Raw genomic sequence first — 9,407 nt, 5'->3', positions numbered from 1 at the left:
AATCCAGTCATCCGGCTGGCGTTTCGTGTTCCGGTCGCTGGAAATTCCGGCTGCGAGCGCGGAGTTTCGGCATAGCGCGGTTTCCGCGGATCACGCCGTGATCGGCCGGAGACTGCAGAACAAGCGAGGACGGGCGGGGTGGGGCAGGCGACCAGGGGTGCGCGCGGCCGGCGTATGGTGCGGGGTGTCGAGATCGGCATCCAGCCGCCGCTTGGGCTGCGCGAAGGCCGCAATGATGCCGACCACCGCCGGCGCGTGTCCGTCCGCTGGTTCGCCGCCACCATTCTCACCGGCCTGTGCGGTGCCGGGCTGATGGGCGGCGCCGTCTATGCCTCGCTCGACGACGAATACCGCTTTGCCGCGCCGCCCGAGACGGTGCAGAGCGCGCTGCGCGGGCCCATCGCCTCCACCGAGCGCAACACCCTGCGCAAGGGCGACCGGGTGGAGTTGGCGGTGGAGACCTCCAGCGCCCGCAACACCCAGCGCATCCCGGTCTCGACCAAGATCGGCGACCGCGAGATCTTCCGGCAGCGGCCCTTCACCCGCGTCGCCACCAATCTGGTCCAGACCACCACCAGCCTGTCGAACGGCATTCCGCCGTTCAACCCGCTGCGCCTGCAGACCGATCAGGTGTTCGTGCGCGAGACGCTGTCGCAGGAGCCGGACGGCGACCTCGCCATCACCACGCGCGAGTTCGGCACCCTCGCCTCCAACGTCAAGCTGGTGGCCGCGCTCTCCACCGAGGAGGTGATGGCCCAGGTGCGCGAGGCGCTGGCCGGGCGCGCCCGGCCCGGCAGCCTGCCGCCGGTGCCGGCGGCGGCGCTGGCCGGCGAGCGGCTGGCCTACGCCAATGACGGCTCGCTGCAGGACGTGTTCTCCTCCTTCGTCGAGAACATGACCACGGTGGGCAAGACCGCCAGCGAGAACACCGGCGGCACCGACTATGTCGAGCGCACCGTGATGGCCAAGCGCGGCGAGACCATCGTCTCGATCCTGGCCGACCAGGGCACCGCGCTCGCCGAGGCGCGCGAGGTGGTCAAGGCGTTCGGCCGGCGCGGCCGCGACGGCGCGATCGACGAGGGCGCCCGGCTGCGCATCCTCATGGCCCCCGCCCCGAACGGCAAGGGCCTGCAGGTGCTGCGGGTTTCGGTGTTCGGCGAGCATGGGCACGAGGGCTCGGTGGCGCTGTCCGACCTCGGCCGCTGGGTGCAGGTCGAGGCCCCGCGCGAGGAGCCGCGCATCGCCGCGAGCAAGGCCCCGGCCCGCGACGACGATGACGACGAGGAGGATGATGGCCGCGGCGTGCGGCTCTACCAGTCGATCTACGAGACCGCGCTGCGCCAGCAGGTGCCGCGCCAGGTGGTGGAGGACCTGATCCGCATCTACGCCTACGACGTCGACTTCCAGAAGCGGGTGCGCGCCGGCGATTCGTTCGACGTGCTCTATGCCGAGGACGCCGCCGCCGAGGGCCGGAGCGAGGTGCTCTTCGCCTCGCTCACAATCGGCGGCGAGACGCGGCGCTACTACCGCTTCCTCACCAGCGACGATCAGGTCATCGACTACTATGACGAATCCGCCAAGAGCGCGAAGAAGTTCCTGATGCGCAAGCCGATGGAGGGCGGCACCTACAGCCGCGGTTACGGCATGCGCCGCCACCCCATCCTCGGCTACGTCAAGATGCACGCCGGCGTCGACTGGGCCGCGCCGCACGGCACGCCGATCTACGCCGCCGGCAATGGCGTGGTGGAGAAGGCCGGCTGGGAATCGGGCTACGGCAAGTATGTGCGCCTGCGCCACAACAACGGCTATGAGAGCGCCTACGGCCACATGTCCGGCTTCGCCCGCGGCATCACCGAAGGGTCGCGCGTCCGCCAGGGCCAGCTCATCGGCTTCGTCGGCTCCACCGGCCTGTCGACCGGCCCGCATCTGCACTACGAGGTCATCGTCAACAACCGCACGGTGGACCCGCTGCGCGTCAAGCTGCCGCGCGGCCGCTCGCTCGAGGGCAGGTTCCTCGCCGAGTTCGAGCGCGAACGCGAGCGGATCAACCAGATCCTGGAATCGGTCGGAAATCCCGCGCGCGTCGCCGCAACCTCCGGCCGCCGCGGCTGACCCCTACCGAAATACCGCAGCCGGCAAAAAACATCCCCTGGCCGGATGGCCCGCTCCACTTTTCGTCCCCCGCGACGGAATGACGCGCTAGCATGGCAATCAGGCCGTCGCCTTAAGCCGCAAGCGACCGTCCACCCGCGGCGGCCCGCACGAGGTTTTGCAATGAAGACATGGATGATTGCCCTTCCGGTGCTGCTCGTCGCCGGCAGCCCCGCTCTGGCCGCCGGGCTGGAGATCAGTGACGCCCGCATCTCGGCCGGCGCTGTCGTGATCAAGGGCCGCACCGCCGACGGCAAGCAGGATGTCGTCGCCGACGGCCGCGTCACCGTGACCAGCGCGGCGAACCGCACCTTCACGTTGGAGCTCGACTATTTCCCCAAGGACTGCACCGTCTCGCTGAAGTCCGGCGACGACACCCGCAACGTCGTGGTCGCCTTCTGCGGCCCTCCTGGCGCGAAGGGCGAGAAGGGTGACAAGGGCGACGTCGGCCCCGCCGGACCCGCTGGCCCCGCTGGACCGGCTGGCCCCGCCGGCGCCCAGGGACCGGCCGGACCGGCCGGGCCGGCCGGCGCCGCACCGAAGCGCTAGATGTGGGCTTTCAGGAGGTTGTCCATTCGGCCCTGGCCGGGAACGCTGATGTCGCCAGACGTCAGTGATTCGCGGAGGACCGAATGGACACTCACAAGAATGCTCGCCTGACCCCGAAAGGTCGAGAGGTGATGGTGGGCGCCGTGGTGGATGGCGGACTGACCAATGCCGAGGCCGCGCGTCGCTACAACACCACGCCGAAGACGGTCGCCAAATGGGTCGGGCGCTTCCGCGCCGAGGGTGTCGATGGTTTGCGCGACCGCTCCTCCAGGCCGCTTTCATCGCCAGGCCAAACAGCGCCCGCCACGTGCGCTGCGGTCGAGGCGTTGCGCCGCCAGCGCTGCACCGGCAAGCAGATCGCGGCCGAGCTCGGCCTCTCGCCGGCCACCGTCAGCCGTATCCTGCGGCGGCGCGGCTTGAACAAGCTCAGCGCCCTGGAGCCGGCCGAACCGGTCCGGCGCTACGAACGCCAGCATCCCGGCGAGATCATTCACATCGACATCAAAAAGCTCGGCCGGTTCAACACGGTGGGCCACCGCATCACCGGCGATCGCAGCGGGCAAAGCAACAGCCGCGGGGTCGGCTGGGAGTGCCTGCATCTCGCCATCGACGATCATTCGCGGGTCGCCTACTCGGAAATCCTGCCCGACGAAAAGCGCCCGTCCTGTCTGCGCTTTCTGTTCAATGCACTGCGCTTCTTCAGGGCCCATGGCGTCAAGGTTCAGCGCGTGATGACCGACAACGGCGCCAGCTTCCGCTCCTTCCGCTATGCCAGGGCGCTGCGCCTACTCGAGATCAAGCACCTGCGCACCAAGCCGTATACGCCCAAGACCAACGGCAAGGCCGAGCGCTTCGTCCAAACGAGCTTGCGCGAATGGGCCTACGCCAAAGCTTATCTGCACTCCGATCAGCGCGCCGCAGAGCTGCCGATCTGGCTGCATCGCTACAATTGGCACAGGCCCCATGGTAGCTTGCAAGCCAAGACACCCATCAGCCGCCTCGGTCTGACCGAGGACAACCTGTTGAGGCTCCACAGCTAGAACGCTCTCCGATCTGACCGGATCAGATCGGGCGCTCTAACTCTTTGAACTCTCGCATTCTCCTTCGCAGAACCGGTGTCCGCGTTTGCGGAGAATGCTCGAAAGCCGCATCCGCGTCCCATACGAGCCGGCACCGACGACCTCGGTGCCGGCTCGCCGCAGTCCGGCCTGCCGGCGCCATGGATGGCCGCTGCCGCCGGGCCGTGCATCCGCGCGCGCCCGACACCGCTGCTGTCGGCGCCGCCCCTGTGGACGCCGCTCCTGTCATGGCGAAGTTTGAGATTCCCGCTTAGCATGTGCATCAGGCTGCCGCCCAAGCCGACACAGCACGTTCACCTGCGGCGGCCACGACGAGGATTCGCAATGAACAAATGGTTTTACGTCCTTCCGGTCCTGGTCGCGGCCAGCGGCCCGGCCTTGGCCGAGATCCAGATTCGGGATGCGCGCATCAGCGGCGGCGCGGTGGTGATTCAGGGCCGCAGCGCGGCCGCCAAGCAGGTCGTCACCGCCGACGGCGACCGCGCCTCCGTGACCACCGGCGCGGACCGGCGCTTCACCCTGGAGCTGAATTATTTCCCGGCCAACTGCACCGTGTCGCTGAAGGCCGGCGAGGAGACCCGCGACGTCGTGATCGCCATGTGCGGCCCCAAGGGCGAGCCCGGCCCGGCCGGGCCTGCCGGTCCCGCTGGCCCCGCCGGCCCGAAGGGCGAGCCGGGTGCCGCCGGTCCGCAGGGGCCTGCCGGCCCGAAGGGCGAGCCGGGCGCAACCGGTCCGCAGGGACCCGCCGGTCCCGAAGGGCCTGCCGGTCCCGCCGGTCCGCGCGGCCCGAAGGGCGATGCCGGCAAGTGATACGGCTTCCGGCTGACCGAGCCGACGTTTAGAGCATTTTCCGCACAAGTGGATACCGTTTGTGCGAAAGACCCGAAGGGCCGCGTCAGCGAAAATGCGACAAACCGGAAACTTAGAGCGTCCGATCTGACTGCATCAGATCGGACGCTCTAAAAAAACGAACTCCGGCCTTGCGGCCGGAGTTCGCATATTGGGCGCCGGGCCCTTCGCTCCCGGACACAGCGTTTTCGGTCACGCGGCGCGATCGACCGGGCGCGGATGGGCGGCGAAGACAAGCCCGCCCTCGCCCACGCTCACCTCGACCTCGCTGCCGTCCTGGATGTCGCCGGCCAGGATCTTCTCGGCCAGCGGATCCTGCACGGTCTTCTGGATCACCCGCTTCAGCGGCCGCGCGCCATAGGCCGGATCCCAGCCCTTCTCGGCGAGCCAGGCGCGGGCCTCGGGCTTGAGGTCGAGCGTGATCTTGCGCTCGTCGAGCAGCGCCTGCAGCCGGTGCATCTGGATGTCGACGATCGACGCCATCTGCTCGCGCTTGAGCCGGTGGAACAGGATCACCTCATCGACGCGGTTGAGGAATTCGGGCCGGAAGTTCGCCCGCACCACCGCCATCACCTGCTCGCGCACGACATCGACATCCTCGCTGTCGGCGAGCGACACGAGATATTCGGCGCCGAGATTCGAGGTCATCACGATCAGCGTGTTGCGGAAATCGACGGTGCGGCCCTGACCGTCGGTGAGGCGGCCGTCGTCGAGCACCTGCAGCAGCACGTTGAAGACGTCGGGGTGCGCCTTCTCGATCTCGTCGAACAGGATCACCTGATAGGGCCGCCGCCGCACCGCCTCGGTGAGCGCGCCACCCTCCTCATAGCCGACATAGCCGGGAGGTGCGCCGATCAGCCGGGCCACCGCGTGCTTCTCCATGTACTCCGACATGTCGATGCGGATCAGCGCCGTCTCGTCGTCGAACAGGAACGCCGCCAAGGCTTTCGTCAACTCGGTCTTGCCGACGCCGGTGGGGCCTAAGAACATGAACGAGCCGATCGGCCGGTTCGGATCCTGCAGGCCGGCGCGGGCGCGGCGCACTGCGGTGGAGACTGCCTTCACCGCCTCCTCCTGGCCGACCACGCGCTTGGCCAGTTCGTGCTCCATGCGCAAGAGCTTGTCCTTCTCGCCTTCGAGCATCTTGTCGACCGGCACGCCGGTCCAGCGCGACACCACCTGCGCCACGTGATTCGGCGTCACCGCCTCCTCCACCATGGCGTCGGCCTCGCTCTCCTCGGCCGCCTTCAGCCGCTTTTCGAGATCGGGGATCACGCCATAGGTCAGCTCGCCCGCGCGCTGGTATTCGCCGCGGCGCTGGGCGTTGGCGAGGTCGTTGCGCGCCTGTTCGAGCTGCTCCTTCAGCTTCTGGGCCGAGGCGAGCTTGCTCTTGTCGGCGCGCCAGCGCGCGGTGAGCTCGGCCGACTGCTGCTCGGCATCGGCCAGTTCGCGCCGCAGCCGCGCCAGCCGGTCCTTGGAGGCCGCGTCGGTCTCCTTCGACAGCGCCTGCTCCTCGATCTTGAGCTGCACGATCCGCCGGTCGATCTCGTCGAGCGCCTCGGGCTTCGAGTCGACCTGCATGCGCAGGCGCGAGCCCGCCTCGTCGACGAGGTCGATCGCCTTGTCGGGCAGGAACCGGTCGGTGATGTAGCGATTCGACAGCGTCGCCGCGGCGACGATGGCGCCGTCGGTGATGCGCACGCCGTGATGCAGCTCGTACTTCTCCTTCAGCCCGCGCAGGATCGAGATCGTGTCCTCGACCGTGGGCTCGGAGACGAACACCGGCTGGAAGCGCCGCGCCAGCGCCGCATCCTTCTCGACATGCTTGCGATACTCGTCGAGCGTGGTGGCGCCGATGCAGTGCAGTTCGCCGCGCGCCAGCGCCGGCTTCAAGAGGTTCGAGGCGTCCATCGCCCCTTCCGCCTTGCCGGCGCCGACCAGCGTGTGCATCTCGTCGATGAACAGGATGATGTCGCCTTGGGCCGCGGTCACCTCGTTGAGGATCGCCTTGAGCCGCTCCTCGAACTCGCCGCGATATTTGGCGCCGGCGATCAGCGCGCCCATGTCGAGGGCGAGCACGCGCTTCTCTTTCAGGCTTTCGGGCACGTCGCCATTGACGATTCGCAGGCTCAGGCCCTCGACGATGGCGGTCTTGCCGACGCCGGGCTCGCCGATCAGCACCGGATTGTTCTTGGTGCGGCGCGACAGCACCTGGATCGCGCGCCGGATCTCCTCGTCACGGCCGATCACCGGATCGAGCTTGCCGTCGCGCGCCGCCTGGGTCAGGTCGCGGGTGTATTTCTTCAGCGCGTCATAGGCGTTCTCGGCCGAGGCCGAATCGGCGGTGCGGCCCTTGCGCAGCGCATTGATCGCGGCGTTCAGCCCCTGCGGCGTGACGCCCGCGGACTTGAGAATCCTGCCGGCGTCGGTGTCCTTGTCGATGGCGAGCGCGAGCAGCAGCCGCTCGACGGTGACGAAGCTGTCGCCCGCCTTCTCGGCGATCTTCTCGGCCTCGGCGAACAGGCGCGCCGTGCCCGGCGCCAGATAGAGCTGGCCGGCGCCCGCGCCCTGCACCTTGGGCAGCTTGGACAGCGCAAGCTCGGTCGCCTGCAGCGCCACCTTGGCATCGCCGCCGGCCTGCCCGATCAGCCCCGCCGCCAACCCTTCCGGATCATCGAGCAGAACCTTGAGCACGTGCTCGGGGGTGAACTGCTGGTGGCCCTCGCGAAGCGCCAGCGATTGGGCCGACTGGATGAATCCCCGCGCCCGTTCGGTATATTTCTCGACGTTCATCGCCTTCTCCCCTGGCCCGCCGTCGCCGCCCAATAGGCGCGTCGCCGGCCGCCGATCTCATCTTGTCAGGACCCGAAGCGTCCTGCAGTTTGCATATGGGTGTTGCCGTTCGGCAACAAAAGGGGGTGCGACGGCGGCCGAGCATACGAGGCCCGCCGCCGGAATCGCCGGAGCCGACGCCGAGTTTCAGGCCGGGCCGCGCCGGCCAGCAAGGATGGAATGATGCCCGCGCCGCTTCGCGTAGCCGCAATGTACCGATACCCGGTCAAGGGCCTGTCGCCCCAGCCGACCCGCCACGCCGACCTCGCGGCCGGCGGCTATTTTCCCGGCGACCGGCTCTACGCGGTCGAGAACGGCCCCTCGGGCTTCGACGAGTCCGCCCCCGCCCATCTGCCCAAGACCCGGTTTCTGACGCTGGTGCAGTGCGCGGCCCTGGCCGAGATCGCCAGCCGCTACAGCGACGCCGACCATGCCCTGACGCTCCACCGCGACGGCGCGGAGGTGCGGGGCGATCTCAGCCACCCTGAGGGGCGGGCCGCGGTCGAGGACTTCCTGACCGCGCACCTGCCGGCCGACGACCGGCGCGGCCCCTTGCGGCTGCTCGCCGCGCGCGACGGCTTCCGCTTCACCGATTCGCGGCGCGGCTTCGTGTCGATCGTCAATCTGGCGAGCGTGGCGGCGATCGAGGACTGGGTCGGCGACCCGGTCGACCCCTTGCGCTTTCGCGCCAATCTCTATGTCGAGGGCTGGCCGGCCTGGGCGGAGCTCGATCTGGTGGGGCGGACGCTGGCCTTCGCCCGCGGCGTGCAGCTGCGCGTCACCGCCCGCATCCAGCGCTGCGCTGCCGTCAATGTCGACCCGCGCACCGGCCGGCGCGACCTCCATATCCCGCCGACGCTGCTGACCCGCCTCGACCACGCCGATTGCGGCATCTATTGCGAGGTGCTGACCGGCGGCCGCATCGACGAGGGCGAGCACTTCACGCTCGAACCCGAGGCCGAATCACCGGCCTGACGAGCTGCGTCTTTCGGCCCACTTCTTACGATGAAGGCGGATCGCCGGCCGGCACCGCGGCGGCTTCGCCGCCCTCACCGCCTTCGCCGCCCGGCTGGTCGCCGCGCGAGGGGAACCGATGGCGGCGGCGGCGGCGGAAGCCGCGCGCCTCGCGCTCGCCGGCGGCGCCCTCCATGCCGGCGGCCGGCGGCTGGGCGCCGGTGATGAAGGCGGGCAGGCCGCCGAACGCCGGCGCCTCCTCGCCGACCACCGGCTGGGGCTGCGGCTCGGCGAAGCGCGGCTGGTCCGGATAGCGCGGCTGGTCGGAATAGCGGGCCGGCGGCGGCTCGCGGCTCGGCTGCGGCTGGCTGCTGCTGGCGCGCTCCTGCTCGTGCAGGCGGGCGAGGCCGGGATGGGTGAGGCCCGGCATCATCGGCTCCTCATCCTCCTCGCTGTCGTCGCGCGGCTCATCCGGCCGGCCGCTGTAGCCCTGGCTCTGCTGGAACTGGGCCTGGGCGGCCGAGATCATGCGGAAATAGTGTTCGGCGTGCTGAAGATAGTTCTCGGCCGCGACATGGTCGCCGGTGGTCTGTGAATCGCGCGCGAGCTGGACGTACTTCTCGGCGATATGGGCGGCGGTGCCGCGGATCTTGACGTCGGGTCCGTTCGACTCGAAGACCCGGGTCAGCGGATTCTGGCCGCGCCGATTGCCGTTGCTGCTGCTCCGGCCACGCATACGCTTCTGCTGTCCATTTCTCATCGATGCCGTACTCGTTTCGTCTCGGACGCGCCTCGCGCGTATGGGGTCCGACCCCGGTTCGGGCGGCCAGACAATCCTGGGCTTCGGCAACCGCAATGCCGGCCGCCGGCGTCACACACCGGCGGAATCGTCAGAGCGCGTCGTTCGAACCGATGCCCCGCTCACAGGATGCAGTCGCGAAGACTCAAGCTCTTGCCCGCGCTGCATCGATTTCAGCTACCGCTCGCGAATCG

7 protein-coding genes are annotated in these 9,407 nt (G+C 69.1%); 5 read left to right on the top strand and 2 right to left on the bottom strand.

The genetic code is table 11. The features are described from left to right. Positions 1-138: 138 nt before the first annotated feature. From BLTE_RS00155 to BLTE_RS00140, 4 genes are all read left to right on the top strand, one after another. Complete coding sequence (locus BLTE_RS00155) at positions 139-2,112, top strand: M23 family metallopeptidase (protein ID WP_244600053.1); 1,974 nt, start codon at positions 139-141, stop codon at positions 2,110-2,112. A 174-nt stretch (positions 2,113-2,286) separates the two neighbouring features. Next, positions 2,287-2,700 (top strand): collagen-like protein, encoded by a 414-nt coding sequence (locus tag BLTE_RS17945; RefSeq protein ID WP_244600257.1) that lies wholly within the window; start codon positions 2,287-2,289, stop codon positions 2,698-2,700. Between the two features lie 83 nt (positions 2,701-2,783). After that, entirely contained in the window at positions 2,784-3,740 is a 957-nt protein-coding gene (locus BLTE_RS00145) for an IS481 family transposase (protein ID WP_126396489.1), read from the top strand. Positions 3,741-4,103: 363 nt separating this feature from the next. Further along, on the top strand, positions 4,104-4,589 hold the full coding sequence (locus BLTE_RS00140) for a collagen-like protein (RefSeq protein ID WP_126396486.1): 486 nt from the start codon (positions 4,104-4,106) through the stop codon (positions 4,587-4,589). A gap of 231 nt (positions 4,590-4,820) precedes the next feature. Here BLTE_RS00140 and clpB read toward each other — a convergent pair whose 3' ends face one another. Next, complete coding sequence (gene clpB / locus BLTE_RS00135; protein ID WP_126396484.1) at positions 4,821-7,421, bottom strand: ATP-dependent chaperone ClpB; 2,601 nt, start codon at positions 7,419-7,421, stop codon at positions 4,821-4,823. Between the two features lie 222 nt (positions 7,422-7,643). Between clpB and BLTE_RS00130 the strand changes: the two genes are divergently transcribed. Next, entirely contained in the window at positions 7,644-8,435 is a 792-nt protein-coding gene (locus BLTE_RS00130) for an MOSC domain-containing protein (RefSeq protein ID WP_425290282.1), read from the top strand. 25 nt (positions 8,436-8,460) lie between these two features. Here BLTE_RS00130 and BLTE_RS00125 read toward each other — a convergent pair whose 3' ends face one another. Further along, positions 8,461-9,150 carry a DUF4167 domain-containing protein gene (locus tag BLTE_RS00125; protein ID WP_160140473.1) on the bottom strand — a complete coding sequence of 230 codons (690 nt, stop codon included), beginning with the start codon at positions 9,148-9,150 and terminating at the stop codon, positions 8,461-8,463. Between the last annotated feature and the right edge of the window lie 257 nt (positions 9,151-9,407).

The sequence above is a fragment of the Blastochloris tepida genome (assembly GCF_003966715.1).
Lineage (GTDB): Bacteria > Pseudomonadota > Alphaproteobacteria > Rhizobiales > Xanthobacteraceae > Blastochloris > Blastochloris tepida.
Note: the sequence above shows the minus strand (reverse complement) of the source record. Positions and strands in the feature narration are given on the sequence as shown.